The 17852-nt window shown below is 57.9% G+C and carries 14 protein-coding genes and 3 tRNA genes; 11 read left to right on the top strand and 6 right to left on the bottom strand.

Annotated features, from left to right (window positions below; genetic code table 11):
* Nucleotides 1-133 precede the first annotated feature (133 nt).
* On the bottom strand, nt 134-970 hold the full coding sequence (locus tag DOU54_RS19035) for an EamA family transporter (protein WP_004441289.1): 837 nt from the start codon (nt 968-970) through the stop codon (nt 134-136).
* Nucleotides 971-1865: 895 nt separating this feature from the next.
* Between DOU54_RS19035 and DOU54_RS19040 the strand changes: the two genes are divergently transcribed.
* From DOU54_RS19040 to DOU54_RS19050, 3 genes are all read left to right on the top strand, one after another.
* Nucleotides 1866-2300, top strand: coding sequence for a CoA-binding protein (locus DOU54_RS19040; protein WP_006697983.1), 435 nt, complete (start codon nt 1866-1868; stop codon nt 2298-2300).
* 73 nt (nt 2301-2373) lie between these two features.
* Entirely contained in the window at nt 2374-3657 is a 1284-nt protein-coding gene (locus tag DOU54_RS19045) for an O-acetylhomoserine aminocarboxypropyltransferase (protein ID WP_004441291.1), read from the top strand.
* A 15-nt stretch (nt 3658-3672) separates the two neighbouring features.
* A complete protein-coding gene (locus tag DOU54_RS19050; RefSeq protein ID WP_112765740.1) occupies nt 3673-4017 on the top strand; it encodes a cupin domain-containing protein in 345 nt (114 codons plus the stop codon).
* Between the two features lie 23 nt (nt 4018-4040).
* Here the strand turns inward: DOU54_RS19050 and DOU54_RS19055 are convergent, their stop codons facing one another.
* On the bottom strand, nt 4041-4355 hold the full coding sequence (locus DOU54_RS19055) for an ArsR/SmtB family transcription factor (RefSeq protein ID WP_006697985.1): 315 nt from the start codon (nt 4353-4355) through the stop codon (nt 4041-4043).
* A gap of 89 nt (nt 4356-4444) precedes the next feature.
* Between DOU54_RS19055 and DOU54_RS19060 the strand changes: the two genes are divergently transcribed.
* The gene (locus tag DOU54_RS19060) at nt 4445-5215 is read left to right on the top strand and encodes an SDR family NAD(P)-dependent oxidoreductase (RefSeq protein ID WP_162471989.1); all 771 of its coding nucleotides are present in this window, start codon (nt 4445-4447) and stop codon (nt 5213-5215) included.
* A 12-nt stretch (nt 5216-5227) separates the two neighbouring features.
* Here the strand turns inward: DOU54_RS19060 and DOU54_RS19065 are convergent, their stop codons facing one another.
* Together DOU54_RS19065 and DOU54_RS19070 are read right to left on the bottom strand one after the other, a co-directional pair.
* Nucleotides 5228-6475: a cytochrome P450 gene (locus DOU54_RS19065; protein WP_112765741.1), complete on the bottom strand. Its 1248-nt coding sequence runs from the start codon at nt 6473-6475 to the stop codon at nt 5228-5230.
* Between the two features lie 78 nt (nt 6476-6553).
* Complete coding sequence (locus DOU54_RS19070; protein ID WP_004441298.1) at nt 6554-7801, bottom strand: GGDEF domain-containing protein; 1248 nt, start codon at nt 7799-7801, stop codon at nt 6554-6556.
* 447 nt (nt 7802-8248) lie between these two features.
* Here DOU54_RS19070 and clpP point away from each other — a divergent pair, with 447 nt between their 5' ends.
* The 5 genes from clpP to DOU54_RS19100 all read left to right on the top strand — a co-directional run bounded on the left by clpP (nt 8249) and on the right by DOU54_RS19100 (nt 16384).
* On the top strand, nt 8249-8881 hold the full coding sequence (gene clpP / locus DOU54_RS19075) for an ATP-dependent Clp endopeptidase proteolytic subunit ClpP (protein ID WP_004441299.1): 633 nt from the start codon (nt 8249-8251) through the stop codon (nt 8879-8881).
* Nucleotides 8882-9173: 292 nt separating this feature from the next.
* Entirely contained in the window at nt 9174-10451 is a 1278-nt protein-coding gene (clpX, locus tag DOU54_RS19080; RefSeq protein ID WP_003521528.1) for an ATP-dependent Clp protease ATP-binding subunit ClpX, read from the top strand.
* A 414-nt stretch (nt 10452-10865) separates the two neighbouring features.
* Nucleotides 10866-13283 carry an endopeptidase La gene (gene lon, locus DOU54_RS19090; RefSeq protein WP_004441301.1) on the top strand — a complete coding sequence of 806 codons (2418 nt, stop codon included), beginning with the start codon at nt 10866-10868 and terminating at the stop codon, nt 13281-13283.
* 285 nt (nt 13284-13568) lie between these two features.
* Nucleotides 13569-13844 carry a DNA-binding protein HupB gene (gene hupB, locus DOU54_RS19095; RefSeq protein ID WP_003502360.1) on the top strand — a complete coding sequence of 92 codons (276 nt, stop codon included), beginning with the start codon at nt 13569-13571 and terminating at the stop codon, nt 13842-13844.
* A gap of 341 nt (nt 13845-14185) precedes the next feature.
* Nucleotides 14186-16384, top strand: a complete 2199-nt coding sequence (locus tag DOU54_RS19100; protein ID WP_113381093.1) for an esterase-like activity of phytase family protein — start codon at nt 14186-14188, stop codon at nt 16382-16384.
* 191 nt (nt 16385-16575) lie between these two features.
* Here DOU54_RS19100 and DOU54_RS27540 read toward each other — a convergent pair whose 3' ends face one another.
* Nucleotides 16576-16713 (bottom strand): hypothetical protein, encoded by a 138-nt coding sequence (locus tag DOU54_RS27540; protein WP_006697989.1) that lies wholly within the window; start codon nt 16711-16713, stop codon nt 16576-16578.
* 318 nt (nt 16714-17031) lie between these two features.
* A tRNA-Val gene (locus DOU54_RS19105) sits at nt 17032-17107 on the bottom strand.
* Between the two features lie 447 nt (nt 17108-17554).
* Between DOU54_RS19105 and DOU54_RS19110 the strand changes: the two genes are divergently transcribed.
* Nucleotides 17555-17631: transfer RNA gene (locus tag DOU54_RS19110), tRNA-Asp, on the top strand.
* 41 nt (nt 17632-17672) lie between these two features.
* Nucleotides 17673-17749 (top strand) — tRNA-Asp (locus tag DOU54_RS19115).
* Nucleotides 17750-17852: the final 103 nt, after the last annotated feature.

Genomic DNA, 17852 nt, shown 5'->3' on the forward strand with positions numbered 1-17852 from the left:
TCCGATCTGGCGCGCTTATACGGTGCGCGAGCGAAAGCGTCAATATGACGGATTCTGGAGGTCGTAAAAATAATACAGCGAAAACAATGGCTTGATAATGTGGTATTATTTTACCCCATCGAGCGACCCCGTTTTATCCCAGTCGCATCACCAGAACGCCTGCTGCAATGATGCCTCCGGCAAGATAACGCCAGATGCTGGCGCGTTCCTTTAGGATCACCACTGATATCACCAGCGCGAAAAGAATGGAGGTTTCCCGGAGTGCTGCGACCACGGCGACAGGCGCTTTGGTCATGGCGTAGAGCGCCAGCCCATAGGAGAGTATGGAGCCGCCGCCACCGATAAGGCCACGCCACCAGTTGCGCCGGACATGCTGGACGACGGGGCCAGCGCCCCGCTGGTAAAACGCGAAACCGAACAGCAGCACGGGTGGCAGCAGAGACATCCAGAGCGTGTATGAGATGGCGTTGCCGGAAAGCCTTGCGCCGACACCGTCGACGAAGGTGTAGGATGCAATCACGAAAGCGTTGAGCAGGGCGACCATGATCGCCTTTCCGCCCCCGCGCCTTGCCTCGAAAGCAAGCGTCAGGATCCCCGCGGAGATGACGCCGATGCCCGCAATCGCCAGCGGGCTCAAAATCTCGCTCAGGAACAGGCTGCTCGTCGCCGCCACGATCAAGGGTGCCACGCCGCGCATGACTGGATAGACAAGGCCGATGTCGCCGATCGTATAGGCGGCGGCGACAAGGCGGAAATAAGCGAATTGCAGGACGGCTGAGGCGATCAGGAAGGGAATGGCGACTGGCGAGGGAAACGGCAGGAAAGGCAGAAACGGCAGCGAACAGGCTGCAGCTCCCGCCGCAATCAACGAGGCGTCCAGCGATTTATCGGAACCGGATTTGACCAGCGCATTCCATCCGGCATGCAGCATAGCGCCCAGAAGCACCAGAATAAGAATGTCGAATGTCACAGTCAGAGACTCGCTCGCGGGCTTTTCGGGCAATCTACAGCATTGGCCTCAGAAACTGGAAGTCATTTTCCGGACGGGCAGGTGTACGCTTTCAATCGCCTCGCCGAGGCCGTCCCCAATCCGGTGCCTACGGGCTTTGTTTTTATGGATTATGACACGCGTCAAATTTTTGATTTCTATGCGTCATGAAAAAACGAGATCCGATATCGCGCATGAGACACGCTTTCCTGCTTCTGATTTAATCCGGAAAATAACGTCTGATGCAGGGCTTGCGGCTCTGCCTCGCGCTGCGGATTTCCTTGAAAAATGACCGAGCACACCATTTATCCCAGTTGTTGGTATTGCGCCTGGCGTTTCAAATGAGCGTGCGGGCGACTAAAATCGTATGATCATCAATGAAAATAAATTTCAGAATCCCCATCGAAACTCCACTATAACGTTGCAGACTTATAGAATGGTTGGTTTACGAAATAACTTTTTGAAAATTAGTCGCGGCTAAATAACCGGTGAACGGAATGAAAACAAACAGGAGACGAAGAGCGCATGGAATGCACGCTAATGTTGTTTCCCCTGTTTCGATGGCCGTTCGGCGCAATTTTTGAAAAGTGGATGAAAATACTCAATACATCCGGTGTGTGCGCGATTTTGTGAAATCATTTTGCGTCGATGAAAACGGGGTTGCAGAGTGCCGATCCGGCGGAGATATTGATTTTTGCGCTTTCGGGGTTCCGGAGACGACCGGAGCGTCCTAGATGAGAATGGCATCGCATGAAACGGCGTGAAGGTTGCCGGCGCTGGAACCATGCGGGAGAGGAGAGGCTGGTGGGCATTGAAGCAACGCTCCAGACGCCTGCGCCTCTCTGGATCAGGTGGTATGCCAAAGGAATAAGTTGACATGCAGCATGATACTTACGAAGCGGATTACCTCAGGAAAATCCTGACGAATGTCGAAACCATCGCCCTGCTGGGAGCTTCGCCCAATCCGGATCGGCCGAGCCATGGCGTCATGCGCTTCCTGCTGTCCAAGGGCTATCGCGTGTTTCCGGTCAATCCGGGTCAGGCGGGCAAGGAGATACTGGGACAGGCGGTCTATGCCCGGCTGGCCGATATTCCCGAGGCTGTTGATATGATCGATGTGTTTCGTGCGCCCGAATATCTTTCCGCGATTGTCGACGAGGCGATCTTGCTGCCGCAACGCCCAAAGGTGATCTGGGGTCAGCTATCCGTGCGGGACGATAATGCCGCCGCCAAGGCCGAGGCTTATGGCATTGACGTGGTGATGAACCGTTGCCCGGCAATTGAGTATCCGCGTCTCAATATCGCACGATAGTTGGTACGGATTGGGCTTATCATTTGGCGCCAAGGCATTATGATCCCTCCAGAATTCCATTGGAGGAAACATCATGCCGAGCAGCAATCCCGGTTTTTCAACGCTGGCCATCCATGCGGGCGCACAGCCTGATCCTACGACCGGCGCACGGGCGACACCCATCTATCAGACGACGGCCTACGCTTTCCGTGATGCGGATCATGCCGCCGCCCTGTTTGGGCTGAAAGAGTTCGGCAATATCTACACCCGCATCATGAACCCCACTCAGGCGGTTCTGGAAGAGCGTGTGGCCGCGCTTGAGGGTGGTACCGCAGCGCTTGCCGTCGCCTCCGGCCACGCCGCACAATTGCTGGTTTTTCATACGCTGCTGCAGTCCGGCGACAATTTCATCGCCGCCCGTCAGCTTTACGGCGGATCGATCAACCAGTTCGGCCACGCCTTCAAAGGTTTCGACTGGCAGGTTCGCTGGGCCGACGCCACCGATCCCGCCAGTTTCGAACAGCAGATCGATGAGCGCACACGCGCCGTCTTCATAGAAAGCCTTGCAAATCCAGGCGGCACCTTTGTGGATATCGCCGCAATTGCCGAAGTTGCCCATCGGCACGGCCTGCCGCTGATCGTCGACAACACGATGGCAAGCCCATATCTGCTGCGACCGCTGGAACACGGTGCAGACATCGTACTGCATTCGCTGACGAAATTCCTCGGTGGCCACGGTAATTCCATGGGCGGCATCATCGTTGACGGCGGAACCTTCGACTGGTCGGCAACTGACCGGTTTCCGGCCCTGTCACAGCCCCGGCCCGAATATTCCGGCGTCGTGCTCCACCAGACTTTCGGTAATTTCGCCTTTGCCATCGCCTGCCGCGTGCTTGGCCTGCGCGATCTCGGCCCGGCGATTTCGCCCTTCAACGCCTTCCTTATTCTCACGGGAATTGAGACCCTGCCGCTGCGCGTTCAACGCCATTCAGACAATGCGCTTGCCGTCGCCAAATGGCTTAAGGCACATCCCAAGGTCGGCTGGGTGAATTATGCCGGCCTGGAGGAAAGCGACAATCACGCCCTCCAGCAGCGTTACTCGCCGAAGGGCGCGGGTTCGGTCTTTACATTTGGCGTCAAGGGCGGTTATGCGGCCGGCAAGGCACTGGTCGAAGGGCTGCAGCTATTCTCCCATCTCGCTAATATCGGTGACACGCGCTCGCTTGTCATCCACCCGGCTTCCACCACCCATGCCCAGCTGACGCCGGAGCAGCAGACGGCGGCCGGCGCCGGTCCGGATGTGGTGCGTCTGTCCGTCGGAATCGAGGATGTCAACGACATCATTGCCGATCTTGAACAGTCGCTTGCAAAAGTCTGAGAGGCCGGCGTCGCGATGAGCAACCTACTGACATTCGAAGATGCTTCCCTCGAAGCAGAGCATGGTGCGCCAGCGCCGGAGCGATTGATCTCCGGCGACCCCAAATTCACCACATGGAATCTGGAGGAAGCGCAGGGCGGAATTTATGCCGGCATCTGGCAATCCACACCTGGAAAATGGCGTGTCGTCTATGACGAATGGGAATATTTCAGCATCCTCGAGGGCCATTCCATCCTGACCGAGGATGGCGGGCCCCCGCGTGACCTCAGACCGGGCGACAGGCTTGTGCTGCGGCCCGGCTTTACTGGCACCTGGGAAGTCGTGGAGACAACACGAAAAGACTATGTCATCAGGCTGTGACGGCGGAAATCCACTCGGTCACGCTATTGCTGGTCGAACGAGATGATGGATTGAAGGAGCCCGGGAAAGCGGGCTTCCAAATCGTCGACACGGACGACGCTGATATTCTCGACACCCTGTTTGTGGGTTCGAATCAACCCTGCCTCCCGCAGGATCCGCATATGGCTGGACAGGGTTGAACGCGGCATGTCCTGGCAGGGTGCTGCGGCACCACAATTCTGTCCGGTCTCGGAGCCCCATAATTTTCGGATGATGCCCATGCGTGCCGGTTCGCCAAGAGCGGCGAGCACGGCCGTGAGCGAAATGTCTTCGCGTGCGGGATGAAAAAACTGAGCCATGGACCGCCTCTAGCACACGGACTGACAAGCTTCAATATTTCAATAAAACCGAAATACCGAATTATGGTTATTCGGAAATTACGACATTCATGGAGTTTGCAATGTCTGGATTATTCAGTGGGCAGGTCGTGGTCGTCACCGGTGGGTCGACTGGCATCGGCTTTTCCGTCGCGAGATTGGCTCTGGAAGGCGGAGCCTCCGCCGTTTACGTGACAGGCCGCAATACCGCCAATCTCGAGGCAGCGGTCGCCAGGCTCGGGCAGGGGGCGATCGGCTTCGCGTCCGATGTTGCCAAGCTCTCCGATCTGGAGCGGCTCAAGGCGCGCATTGAAGCAGATGGCCGGAAGGTGGACGTGCTCGTCGCCAATGCCGGCATCGCCGAGAACAATGACCTCGGTGATACCCACGAGGCGCTGTACGACCGGATTTTCGACATCAACGTCAAGGGCGTTTTCTACACCGTGCAGACATTGCTGCCGGTCCTGCGCGATGGCGGCTCGATCGTGCTCACCGGGTCGATCGTCGGCAACAAGGGCCTGGAGAGGTTGAGCGCCTATAATGCTTCCAAGGCGGCCGTTCGTTCATTCGCCCGCAGTTTTGCCAACGACCTCAAGGCGCGGGGCATCCGCGTCAATACGGTTAGCCCGGGCGTGACCCGCACGCCGATCATGGAAAACGGCCTGAAGCTTGATGAAGAAAAGATCGCCGGTTTCGAGGCTTATCTGAAGGATGCCGCGCCGATCGGCCGGATGGCCGACCCCGACGAGATCGCTGAGGCCGTTCTGTTTCTGGCCTCTTCAAAGGCCAGTTACATCACCGGCGTCGAGCTTTCGGTCGATGGCGGTCTGGCCCAGATTTAAGGCCTGCACACGCTACCAGCTGAGATCGAGCCGCTCCAGCCCATGGAAATGATAGACATCCTTGACCTTGGGCGGCTCGGCAATTTTCAGGCGCGGCAGGCGTTTGAAAAGCAGTGGCAGGGCAAGGTTCAGTTCCAGTCTTGCCAATGGCGCGCCGATACAGAAATGGATGCCGGCGCCGAAGGAGACATTGGCGCCTTCGTTGCGCTCCGGCCGGAAGGTCAGTGGATCAGGGAATTTTGACGGATCGAGGTTGGCCGCAGCCAGGATCAGGCTCACCTTGTCGCCGCGCTTGAACTGCACGCCGTCAATCTCGACCGGCTCCAGAACCCATCGCTGGAAGATGTGCACCGGCGCGCAGATCCGCAGGGTTTCCTCCACCGTGCGTTCCGTGGCGGCCTCGTCGCTGAACAAGGTCTGCGGCGATATCCCGCTCTCCAGAATGATACGCACGGAATTGCCGATCTGATGAACGGTCGCTTCATGGCCCGCGTTGAGCAGGACGATGGTGGTGGACACCAGCTCGTCGTCGGTCAGATATTGACCCTTGTGCTCGGTATGGATCATGTGGCTCAGCAGGTCGTCCTCAGGCTTGGCCCGCCGCTCGGCGATCACGCCGCGCACATAATCCGAAAATTCCTTCGCTGCCCTGTCGGCCAGAAGCTCGTCTTCCGGTGTGCGCTTGAACATGTACATGCCGACATAGGCATGCGACCACTTCAGCAGCTGCGGCCCCATTTCCTCGGGAATGCCGATCATCCGGGCGATCATCGTTACAGGGATGATATCGGCATAGGAGGAAAGCAGTTCCGTCTCGCCCTTCTCTTCGAAAGCGTCAATCAGCCGGTTGGCGAGTTCCTCTATTTCCGGCTTCATCTTGTCGACATGCCGTGACACGAAGGCGCGGTTGATCAGCGTGCGCAGCCGCGTATGCTCCGGCGGCTCCAGTTCCAGAAGCGAGTGCTGCTCGGCCAGGTCGAAATGCTTCACATGCTCAAGCGGCTCTGGCAGGCCGATCTCTTCACGACTTGCCACATGCAGGATCTGTCGTCCAAACCGGCGGTCGCGCAGCAGCGAGCTGACATGGTCATAAGAGGTGAAAAACCATTGCCGCTGCTCTTCCCAGTAGAAAGTGGGACATTGCGCGTGCAGGGCGGCGTAGACGGGGTTCGGATCGTTGTAAAAAGCCGGGTCGCGCGCATCGAGTGAAACGTGGCGGGTGGCGGAATCGATTTTGAGAAAGGGAAACGTCGCTGTCATGCTGATGGTTTATTCCGCGCTTGGCGCTTTGGGAAGGGCGGCAGGCGTTCCTTCATATGTCACCAAATGGTTACACCTTCACCGGCTGGCAATTGCGGATATCCGGTTCAGCGCCGCGACCTGCCGGTCGGCATTGTTATCCATAGGGTTTTCGTCACGGTCCGAGGCGGGCACGACGACATTGGCCGAATTTACGTGGATTACGGTCCGATTGCGCCCGGCTTTCTTTGCGGCATAAAGCGCTCGGTCGGCCTCGGTCATCATCACATTCAGCTCGGCGTCCTTGATCATCGCTTCGGATATGCCGACGCTGGTCGTCACCTTGATGGGTTCGCCGCGTGAGGTGATTTTCGAAAGAAGCAGATTGTTACGGATGGATTCGGCAAGCGTGACGGTGCTGGAGGGGCTTTCGACCTCCGCCACCAGCGCGAACTCCTCGCCGCCCATCCTCACGAAAAGGCCGCGGTCGCCGATCGCGCGTTGCGCGATTTGACAGAAATGCACGAGTACGGCGTCGCCGGACTGGTGGCCGTATCTGTCATTGATCTTCTTGAAATGGTCGATGTCGAAGAGAACAAGCGCCACATATCGGCTGGAGCCGTGTGAGCGCTTCTTGATGCGGTCGAACTCCTCCAGCAGACCACGCCGGTTAAGGACACCGGTCAGGTGATCGGTCATGGCGAGCCGGTGGAGACGAAGCTCCGTATCCTCCATGATGATCTTGGCGCTGATCATGATGATGGCGGTGAAGCCGAGCATGCCGGAAAAAGCGAGCGCCGATGTCAGAGGAATGGCGTTGGGCGCAGCCGCATTGGCCGGGATGACAATGGAGGCGACGACGGCGCCGGCAAAAGCTTGCAGGATCAGAATCGTCGCCAGAACTTTTCTGCTGCGCGACCTGCGCTCGCCATTTGCCAGAAGCACACCGGCGAGCATGAAATAGCCCGTGGCCGCACTGGCGTGATAAAGCAGGATTCGTGCCACCATGTTTTCTCGCACGGGTGGGACGAACATTCCGGCGATCCACAGGAGGGCCGGAATGGCAATCCAGCCAGCGAGCTTGCGCTTCTCCAGGGACAAGAGGCCCGCAAGCCAGAAGCCGAAGGCGGAAAGCGCCAGTGCGTTGCCGACCTGAATGGACAGGAAACTGGAAATATCTCCGCGAAACGCCACCATGACGGTGCCGAAGCCGGTGGCGAGAAAGCCGGCGGCGAAATAGAGATTGTGCCGGCGGGAAGGGCGGTGCAGCCACAGCGTTCCCAAAAGCACGGCAAGGGTGAACGTCTCCGCCGCCCATAGTAGCGTGCTCGTCTTTGCATCCAGCATTGCAAAATCCTATCTGCGCCATCATGCGGCAAAAGCGGAGAAGCTCGCACGACGTGCGTTATTCCCGCTGAATTGTTGAGCTGCCATTTCGCCCGGATAGGGCTGTTCGCCGATGGGAACCGAAATTCGTTTTTCAGTATCAGCAGCAAATACTAACGAGTTCTTGCCGGTTAGAAGTTATATCTGTGCATGAAGTACATTTTTTTGGTCCTCGCCAGTCTTGGTAAAAAATTGATGGCGGGGAAACAAATGGCTGCGGCCGGGACGAACGGGTGCAAAAGCCCGCCGCGGCCGGCCTCCGAAGCCCTGCAAACGCTGTTGAGCCGTTAAGGATATGCGGCTTCGTGTCTTGAAGTACGGGGCAGGGACACTCTATGTAGGGAGTATGAAGGTTAGAAGTGATTCCGGGGCGGTTTCCGCAACGGGCAGAGTTGACAAAGGACGGACATGAAAAATCCAGTTGATACCGCCATGGCTCTGGTGCCGATGGTCGTTGAGCAGACCAATCGCGGCGAACGCTCCTACGACATATTTTCCCGTCTTCTCAAGGAACGCATCATTTTCCTCACCGGCCCGGTGGAAGACCAGATGGCGTCGCTCGTCTGCGCGCAGCTGCTGTTCCTCGAGGCCGAGAACCCGAAGAAGGAAATTGCGCTCTACATCAATTCGCCAGGTGGCGTCGTGACCGCCGGCATGGCGATCTACGATACGATGCAGTTTATCCGCCCTGCGGTCTCCACGCTCTGCGTCGGCCAGGCTGCCTCCATGGGTTCGCTGCTTCTCGCTGCCGGTGAAAAGGGAATGCGTTTCGCCACCCCCAACGCACGCATCATGGTGCACCAGCCATCGGGCGGCTTCCAGGGTCAGGCTTCGGATATCGAACGCCACGCCCGCGACATCATCAAGATGAAGCGCCGCCTCAATGAAGTCTACGTGAAGCATACCGGCCGCACGCTCGAAGAGGTTGAAAAAACCCTTGATCGCGACCATTTCATGGATGCAGACGAGGCGAAGGACTGGGGCGTGATCGACAAGATCCTGACCTCGCGCCAGGAAATCGAAGGCGCCGTCGCGAATTGAGGCGCGACGCTTTTTGACGTTTGTTTGACCCCGCAAAAGTAATTTCGGGGCTTTCAACCGGAACAGAAAGCGATATTAGTATATATAAAGGCTATGTTGATTTTTTATGACGCGGCCTTTGGTTTAATGGGGAATTCGTTGCCGCCGGTTATCAGCTCCTGTATCTGATACGGTTAGTACCCCGGGAAACGAGGCGGATACGGCAATGCACCCCAAGGGCGGCCGTATCTGCGGGCGGTAAGTTGACCGCGATCCGTTTGACGGACCTGCGGCGTGCTGGAAGGAAAGAGATATGAGCAAAGTCAGCGGCAGCAACGGCGGCGACTCTAAGAATACACTCTATTGTTCATTCTGCGGCAAGAGCCAGCACGAAGTCCGGAAACTCATTGCCGGACCGACGGTATTCATCTGCGATGAATGCGTCGAATTGTGCATGGACATCATCCGCGAGGAGAACAAGACGTCTATGGTGAAGTCGCGCGAGGGTGTACCCACCCCGCAGGACATCATCAAGATCCTCGACGAATACGTCATCGGCCAGAAGCAGGCGAAGAAAATCCTGTCCGTGGCCGTTCACAACCACTACAAGCGCCTCGCGCACGCCTCCAAGAATGGCGATGTCGAGCTGGCAAAGTCGAACATCATGCTCGTCGGCCCGACGGGCTGCGGCAAGACCTATCTTGCCCAGACGCTCGCCCGCATCATCGACGTTCCCTTCACCATGGCGGACGCAACGACGCTGACCGAAGCCGGTTATGTCGGCGAGGACGTGGAAAACATCATCCTGAAGCTGTTGCAGGCGGCGGATTACAATGTCGAGCGCGCCCAGCGCGGCATCGTCTATATCGACGAAGTCGACAAGATTTCCCGCAAGTCGGACAACCCGTCCATCACGCGCGACGTATCGGGCGAGGGCGTTCAGCAGGCGCTTCTGAAGATCATGGAAGGCACGGTCGCTTCCGTACCGCCGCAGGGTGGCCGCAAGCATCCGCAGCAGGAGTTCCTGCAGGTGGATACGACCAACATCCTGTTCATCTGCGGCGGCGCTTTTGCCGGCCTCGACAAGATCATCTCGGCCCGGGGCGAAAAGACCTCGATCGGCTTCGGTGCGACCGTCAAGGCGGAAGACGACCGTCGTGTGGGCGAAGTGCTGCGCGAGCTGGAGCCGGAAGATCTGGTGAAGTTCGGCCTCATTCCGGAATTCATCGGCCGTCTGCCCGTTCTGGCGACGCTGGAAGACCTGGATGAAGATGCGCTGATCCAGATCCTGTCCGAGCCGAAGAACGCTCTGGTCAAGCAGTACCAGCGCCTGTTCGAGATGGAAGACGTCGAGCTGACCTTCCACGAGGACGCGCTGCGCGAAATCGCCCGCAAGGCGATCACCCGCAAGACCGGTGCCCGTGGCCTGCGCTCGATCATGGAAAAGATCCTGCTGGATACCATGTTCGAACTGCCGACGCTGGAGGGCGTGCGTGAAGTGGTCATTTCCAACGACGTCGTCAGCGGTGTCGCGCGTCCGCTCTACATCTATGCGGACCGTCAGGAAGAAAAGACCAACGTCTCGGCGTAATCGGCTGCTGTGATGTTTGATGAAATCAGAGGCCCGCATCCGTGCGGGCCTTTTCTATTAGATGGGCCTTACGAAACTTGCGGCTAACTTGACGAAGCCCGATTTTGCGTTTGGAGCGGATTGCGCTTTGCTGATAAAGTCTTACAACTGATTTGCAGCGCGATATGACGGAAATGTGAATTTCGTCGGCGACCCGGTTCCTGAGCCCTCGAGGATAACCGGAAATGTCGGTAGTATTAGCCAGCGCTGAGTTTTGTTGAATTTCACGGTCCTGCCGTCGCGTAAGGCCGTCTGCTCCGACGACTTGAAATCGGTGTTTCGAAACTCCACTTTCAGTCTCGAGAAATGAATATGCCGGACGCCCCCAAGACGTTCGGCAAAGTGTCCCGAAAGGGACCATGGAAAGGAAATGATATGACGAACATCACGTCTGCGGCATCTGGCGGTACCTATCCGGTACTTCCCCTGCGCGACATTGTCGTTTTCCCGCATATGATCGTTCCCCTGTTCGTCGGGCGGGAAAAATCCATCCGTGCGCTCGAGGAAGTCATGGGCTCCGACAAGCAGATTATGCTTGTTACCCAGATCAACGCCAGCGACGACGATCCGGCGCCTGAAGCCATCCACAAGGTCGGCACGGTCGCCAATGTCCTGCAGCTTCTGAAGCTTCCCGACGGCACCGTGAAGGTGCTGGTGGAAGGCAAGGGCCGCGCCCAGATCGACAGCTACACCGGTCGCGAGGATTTCTACGAAGCCTCGGCCACGCCTTTGCAGGAGCCTGCCGAAGATCCGGTCGAGATCGAGGCGCTCTCGCGTTCGGTCGTTTCGGAATTCGAGAGCTATGTGAAGCTCAACAAGAAGATTTCGCCCGAGGTTGTCGGCGCTGCCGGTCAGATCGATGATTACTCGAAGCTCGCCGACACGGTCGCTTCGCACCTGTCGATCAAGATCACCGAAAAGCAGGAAATGCTGGAAACCGTCAGCGTGAAGCAGCGGCTTGAAAAGGCGCTTGGCTTCATGGAAGGCGAGATTTCCGTTCTTCAGGTCGAAAAGCGCATCCGCTCGCGCGTCAAGCGCCAGATGGAGAAGACCCAGCGCGAATATTACCTGAACGAGCAGATGAAGGCGATCCAGAAGGAGCTCGGCGACGGCGAGGACGGCCGTGACGAGATGGCCGAGCTGGAAGAGCGCATCGCCAAGACAAAGCTTTCCAAGGAGGCCAAGGAAAAGGCCGAAGCGGAAATGAAGAAGCTGCGCCAGATGAGCCCGATGTCCGCGGAAGCGACTGTCGTGCGCAACTATCTGGACTGGCTACTTGGTCTGCCCTGGGGCAAGAAGTCCAAGATCAAGGCGGACCTCAACAATGCCGAGAAGATCCTGGATCAGGACCATTTCGGTCTGGACAAGGTCAAGGAGCGTATCGTCGAGTATCTGGCCGTGCAGGCCCGTGCGACGAAGATCCGTGGCCCGATCCTGTGCCTCGTCGGCCCGCCCGGCGTCGGCAAGACCTCGCTCGCCAAGTCGATCGCCAAGGCGACCGGCCGCGAATATGTGCGCATGGCGCTGGGTGGCGTTCGTGACGAAGCGGAAATCCGCGGTCACCGCCGCACCTATATCGGCTCCATGCCGGGCAAGATCGTCCAGTCGATGAAGAAGGCCAAGAAGGCAAACCCGCTCTTCCTGCTCGACGAAATCGACAAGATGGGCATGGATTTCCGTGGCGATCCGTCGTCGGCACTGCTCGAGGTTCTCGATCCGGAACAGAACTCCACCTTCATGGATCACTACCTGGAAGTGGAATACGACCTGTCCGACGTGATGTTCGTGACCACGGCCAACACGCTGAACATTCCCGGCCCGCTGATGGACCGTATGGAAGTGATCCGCATCGCCGGTTACACGGAAGACGAAAAGCGCGAAATCGCAAAGCGTCACCTGCTGCCCAAGGCGATCAAGGAACATGCCCTGCGTCCGGAAGAATTCTCGGTCACCGATGATGCCCTGATGGTTGTCATCCAGCAGTACACCCGCGAGGCGGGCGTGCGCAGCTTCGAACGCGAGCTGATGAAGCTGGCGCGGAAGGCTGTCACCGAGATCATCAAGGGCAAGGTCAAGTCCGTTGAGGTTACCGCTGCAAACGTTCCGGATTATCTGGGCGTTCCGCGGTTCCGCCACGGCGAGGCTGAGCGCGAGGATCAGGTCGGTGTCGTCACGGGTCTGGCCTGGACGGAAGTCGGCGGTGAGCTGCTCACCATCGAAGGCGTGATGATGCCGGGCAAGGGCCGCATGACGGTTACCGGCAACCTCAAGGAAGTGATGAAGGAATCCATTTCGGCGGCGGCATCCTATGTCCGTTCGCGCGCCGTGGACTTCGGCATCGAGCCGCCGCGCTTCGACAAGAGCGACATCCACGTGCACGTTCCGGAAGGGGCAACCCCGAAGGACGGTCCGTCCGCCGGTGTCGCCATGGCAACCGCGATCGTCTCCATCATGACCGGTATTCCGGTCTCGAAGGACGTGGCGATGACAGGCGAGATCACGCTTCGTGGTCGCGTTCTGCCGATCGGTGGCCTGAAGGAAAAGCTGCTTGCAGCGCTTCGCGGCGGCATCAAGAAGGTGCTGATCCCGGAAGAAAACGCCAAGGATCTGGCGGAGATTCCGGACAATGTGAAGAACGAGATGGAAATCATTCCGGTGTCGCGCATGGGCGAGGTTATCAAGCACGCCCTCATCCGCCAGCCGGAGCCCATCGAGTGGGATGGCAGCATCGAGACGCCGGTGATCGCAACGGTCGAAGGCGTTGATGACGGCAGCCAGACCATCGCGCATTGAGACGCGTCGTCGCGAGGGCCGGAATCGGTGCTCGCGACAGGTCCTGCGTAGATTCAATGCGTTAGGCTTCACGACGAAGGTACGGCTTCAGGTCGGCGCAAGTGATGCGAAATTGGCACGATTATGGGGAAGGCCGGCAGAAATGTCGGCCTTTTTTGTGAAAAAAACCGCAGACCCCTTGTTTTTCAGGCGATTCCAGCGCTTTTGAGTTGCTGCGCGCGGATACGAACGTATTCTGCGCCGGCTTAATTTGAGTCGTTTCAAACCATTGAAAGGGGTGGAAACATGAACAAGAACGAGCTCGTCTCTGCTGTTGCCGAAAAGGCTGGTCTCACGAAGGCAGATGCTGCTTCCGCTGTTGATGCCGTATTCGAAACCGTACAGAGCGAACTGAAGAACGGTGGCGATATCCGCCTCGCCGGCTTTGGCAGCTTCTCCGTCAGCCGTCGTGAAGCCTCCAAGGGCCGTAACCCTTCCACGGGTGCTGAAGTCGATATCCCGGCTCGCAACGTTCCGAAGTTCTCCGCAGGCAAGGGCCTGAAGGACGCCGTCAACTCGTAAGGTTTCCGGAAAGCCGTAACGCCCGCGGCGGGCGGCGGCTTTTCAGGTTCACGAGGAAGCATGTTTTGACGCGCTCACGCCATCAACCGGTCTAAGGAGCGTGCCTTTCGAAAGTTCTTTCGGGCGGCGCCGTTTATGCCGAATGGTATGGAATGAAAGTCGGGCGTGCCTGTGTAGCCTCCATCCGGACACACGGCGTTTCGATATACGGAATATGCGCATAAACACGAAAGCCCGGCCTTTGCGGCCGGGCTTTTTGATTCCGGGCCATGAAGTGTCATGCCACTGTCATGTCCGTGACGCAGAAGCCTTGGGATATTTCTGAACCCAAGGGGGATAAAATGGCGTTCCGATTTTCTCAGATGGCCTTGACCGCGGCTCTGCTTACATCTGCAGCCTTTCCGGCGGCCGCAGAGCCGGTTTTTAACCGCATTGCTTCTTTCCCGGTAGCGAAAAACCTGCCCGCGGACAAGGACGCCAAGTCCGTGACCTCGGCTGAAATCATCACCGCCAGCGAAGACGGCAAGACGCTGATCTATTCGGACAGCCCGCTCGGCGGCATCGGCTTCATCGACATCACCGATGCCAAGGCTCCCAAGGCCGGCGGCGCATTGCTGCTGGAAGGTGAGCCGACCTCCGTTGCCGTTGCCGGTCTCAAGGTTCTCGCCGGCGTCAATACCTCGGAAAACCGCGCCAAGCCCTCCGGCAAGCTCGTGACTGTCGATATCGCTGCCAAGAAGATCGAAGCGAGCTGTGATCTCGGCGGTCAACCGGATTCAGTCGCGGTGTCTCCGGATAAAACCTTTGCCGCCATCGCTATCGAAAACGAACGTGATGAAGAGGTGAACGAAGGCGCTCTGCCGCAGATGCCAGCCGGTTATTTAGTCACTGTCGGCCTGAAGGACGGCGTTGCCGACTGCGCGACGCTGAAGAAGATCGACGTTACCGGTCTCGCCGAGATTTCCCCTGAAGATCCGGAACCGGAATTCGTCTCGATCAATGCCAATGGCGAGATCGCGCTGACGCTGCAGGAAAACAACCATATCGTCATCATCGACGGCAAGACCGGCACGGTGAAGACGCATTTCTCTGCCGGCACCGTCAATCTGGAAGGCATCGACACCAAGACCGATGGCCAGCTGAAATTCACCGACAAGCAGGAAGGCCGCAAGCGCGAACCTGATGCCGTCAAGTGGCTGGACAATGACCGTATCGTCATCGCCAACGAGGGCGACTGGCAGGGCGGTTCACGCGGCTTCACCATTTTCGACAAGACTGGCAAGCTTCTCTATGAGGCTGGCGCTTCGCTCGAGCACGCGGTAGCGGCCATTGGCCACTATCCGGAAAAGCGCTCCAAGGCAAAGGGCATAGAGCCGGAGGGCCTCGAAACAGCGACGTTTGATGGCCAGAAGTACTTCTTCGTGCTTGCCGAGCGCGCCTCGATTGCCGCTGTTTACAAGGATACCGGCGCAGAGCCGCAGCTCACGCAGCTCCTGCCTTCGGGCATTTCGCCGGAAGGCGCTGTCGCCATCCCCGCGCGCAACCTCTTCGTCACGGCCAATGAGGCTGATCTGGTGGAAGACGGCGGCGCCCGCTCGCATGTCATGATCTATGAACGCGCCGAGGGCGAGCTGGCCTATCCGCAGCTGGTATCCGCCACTGTCGATGGCGCGCCCATCGGCTGGGGCGCTCTTTCGGGTCTGGTAGGCGATGCCGAGAAGCCAGGCATCCTCTATGCCGTCTCCGACTCGGTCTATGGTAACCAGCCGTCGATCTACACCATCGACGCGACCAAGAAGCCCGCGGCTATGACCAACGTGCTGCGTGTCAAGCGTGACGGCATTGCCGCGCAGAAGCTCGATATCGAAGGCATCACGTTGGATGGCAAGGGCGGGTTCTGGCTGGCCTCGGAAGGCGACAGCGCCAAGCTCGTGCCGCATGCGCTCTACAACGTCAATGCCAAGGGCGAAATCAAGGCCGAAATCGCCTTGCCAAAGGAACTGCTCGCCGGCGATACCCGATTCGGTTTCGAAGGCGTTACGATGATCGGCAAGGGCGATGACGCGACGCTGTGGATGGCCGTGCAGCGCGAATGGGGCACGGACGAGAAGGGCTTCGTCAAGCTCGTCTCCTATAATCCGAAGTCCAAGGAATGGGGCGCCGTGCGCTACCCGCTCGATAAGACTGAAGCCGGTTGGGTCGGCCTGTCCGAAATCACCGCACAGGGCGACAATGTCTATATCGTCGAGCGCGACAACCAGATCGGTGACAAGGCCAAGATCAAGAAGCTCTACCGCGTGGCGATTGCTGACCTGAAGCCGGGCAAGATCGGTGGCGAATTGCCGCTGGTCACCAAGCAGGAAGCCCATGACTTCCTCCCGGACCTCAAGGCCCAGACCAACGGCTATGTCGTCGACAAGCTGGAAGGCTTCACCTTCGACAAGGCGGGAACGGCCTATGCCGTGACAGATAATGATGGCGTCGATGATTCTTCCGGCGAGACGCTGTTCTTCAAGGTCGAGATGAAGGCGATCAACTGATTGCACACGACAGCGCCGCAACGGAAAAAGCCGGGCATAGCCCGGCTTTTTTAATGCGGTATGGGTCTGAATGCCGGGCGTTTATACGATACGTCATATGCAAGCCCCCAAAAGGCATTGCCGCTTCGCATCGGTGATCGAAAGTCTCTCCGGAGGTCGTCCGGGATAATGGTGCGATCCCAGCGCCCGGATCACCGCCCCATGGAATTCTTGTTTTTGGAAATATCTGGTTTCTCCGAATCCTGCTGGACCCAGCGGAAAAAAATGTAAACAGGCAGCGCAATAAGCGCAAGTGTAACAAACGCGTCGAGTGACATGGTTTCATCCATCAGTTCCACCGCTCATCATGAAACGGCCTGAAAACAATGCCCGAAATCTCTTTAAAAATTCTAAATCTGCTTATTTTTCGGTATGTTGCGGGGTGAAACAGGGATGGCTGCGGCTGTGCGAATCCGAAACGAAAGTCCCGGTTTGGCACGGCGCGGCAACTGGGAAATGTGATTCTACACCGCAGTAGCGCGCGACCATGGCTCCATGCCACCGAGGGCAGGGGCTGCGCATCGAAGCCAAGCATACATGGTGAAGCGCAACCGCGTACGGTTCAAACCGCAATCGGCAAGGGTTCTTTAAATCACTGTGAGAAGGAATGGTGGGCGATGAGAGACTCGAACTCCCGACATCCTCGGTGTAAACGAGGCGCTCTACCAACTGAGCTAATCGCCCTTCGCGTCTTGCGGATCATGTCCGCCGCGTCGGTGGCCGTGATGTATTCGGATCGGAAAAAAACCGCAAGGGCTTTTGTGAAGTTTTTTTGTTTTTTTTCGGGGAGGTTTTTCCCTTCGCCGAAGGGGAGGGGTAAAAAGCCGGGAACTGCGGGCTTTTTGATAAATCCAGAACCCAATGACGTCATGACGGCCCCGTAGAAATGACGTTGATAAAGCGGCTGGCTGTGGACAAGTTTTTTGTTTTCGTTGGGAAAAGCCCGCAAAACAGGGCATTTGCTGGAACGTCGATAAAAGGCCCCAGGGTTTTTCCTGATCAAAATGAAAAAGCTTATTCTTTTGTCGTGAAACCTGCTTGACACCCCCGCACGAACGCCGTAGTTAGCCGCTCAACGAACAGCCGAGGCTGGTTCGTACGGCGGAACCAAGGTTCTGTCCGTCAGGATAAGCGGGTGTAGCTCAGTTGGTTAGAGTGCCGGCCTGTCACGCCGGAGGTCGCGGGTTCGAGCCCCGTCACTCGCGCCATCCTGTTCCTCGGAAAAAACGCAGATGAATGTCTGTGGAGCGCGGGTGTAGCTCAGTCGGTTAGAGTGCCGGCCTGTCACGCCGGAGGTCGCGGGTTCGAGCCCCGTCACTCGCGCCATTTCTCCTTCTTGAAATGTCTCCATCTGAACAATCAATGCGCGGTCTGCGCGGCTTTGTCTTCAGCGATTCAGGTCTCTGATTCCGGCCGTTTCCCGCGGGAT

Source organism: Agrobacterium sp. MS2, assembly GCF_003261015.1.
Classification (GTDB): Bacteria; Pseudomonadota; Alphaproteobacteria; order Rhizobiales; family Rhizobiaceae; genus Agrobacterium; species Agrobacterium pusense.

What these genes read in the sequence shown, in the direction of transcription:
- DOU54_RS27540 (WP_006697989.1), bottom strand. Translation starts at nt 16,713, where the DNA reads ATGGATGAAACCATGTCACTCGACGCGTTTGTTACACTTGCGCTTATT.
- DOU54_RS19040 (WP_006697983.1), top strand. Translation starts at nt 1,866, where the DNA reads ATGCAGCATGATACTTACGAAGCGGATTACCTCAGGAAAATCCTGACG.
- clpX (WP_003521528.1), top strand. Translation starts at nt 9,174, where the DNA reads ATGAGCAAAGTCAGCGGCAGCAACGGCGGCGACTCTAAGAATACACTC.
- DOU54_RS19070 (WP_004441298.1), bottom strand. Translation starts at nt 7,801, where the DNA reads ATGCTGGATGCAAAGACGAGCACGCTACTATGGGCGGCGGAGACGTTC.
- DOU54_RS19050 (WP_112765740.1), top strand. Translation starts at nt 3,673, where the DNA reads ATGAGCAACCTACTGACATTCGAAGATGCTTCCCTCGAAGCAGAGCAT.
- DOU54_RS19055 (WP_006697985.1), bottom strand. Translation starts at nt 4,355, where the DNA reads ATGGCTCAGTTTTTTCATCCCGCACGCGAAGACATTTCGCTCACGGCC.
- DOU54_RS19100 (WP_113381093.1), top strand. Translation starts at nt 14,186, where the DNA reads ATGGCGTTCCGATTTTCTCAGATGGCCTTGACCGCGGCTCTGCTTACA.
- DOU54_RS19060 (WP_162471989.1), top strand. Translation starts at nt 4,445, where the DNA reads ATGGAGTTTGCAATGTCTGGATTATTCAGTGGGCAGGTCGTGGTCGTC.
- DOU54_RS19065 (WP_112765741.1), bottom strand. Translation starts at nt 6,475, where the DNA reads ATGACAGCGACGTTTCCCTTTCTCAAAATCGATTCCGCCACCCGCCAC.
- hupB (WP_003502360.1), top strand. Translation starts at nt 13,569, where the DNA reads ATGAACAAGAACGAGCTCGTCTCTGCTGTTGCCGAAAAGGCTGGTCTC.
- lon (WP_004441301.1), top strand. Translation starts at nt 10,866, where the DNA reads ATGACGAACATCACGTCTGCGGCATCTGGCGGTACCTATCCGGTACTT.
- DOU54_RS19045 (WP_004441291.1), top strand. Translation starts at nt 2,374, where the DNA reads ATGCCGAGCAGCAATCCCGGTTTTTCAACGCTGGCCATCCATGCGGGC.
- clpP (WP_004441299.1), top strand. Translation starts at nt 8,249, where the DNA reads ATGAAAAATCCAGTTGATACCGCCATGGCTCTGGTGCCGATGGTCGTT.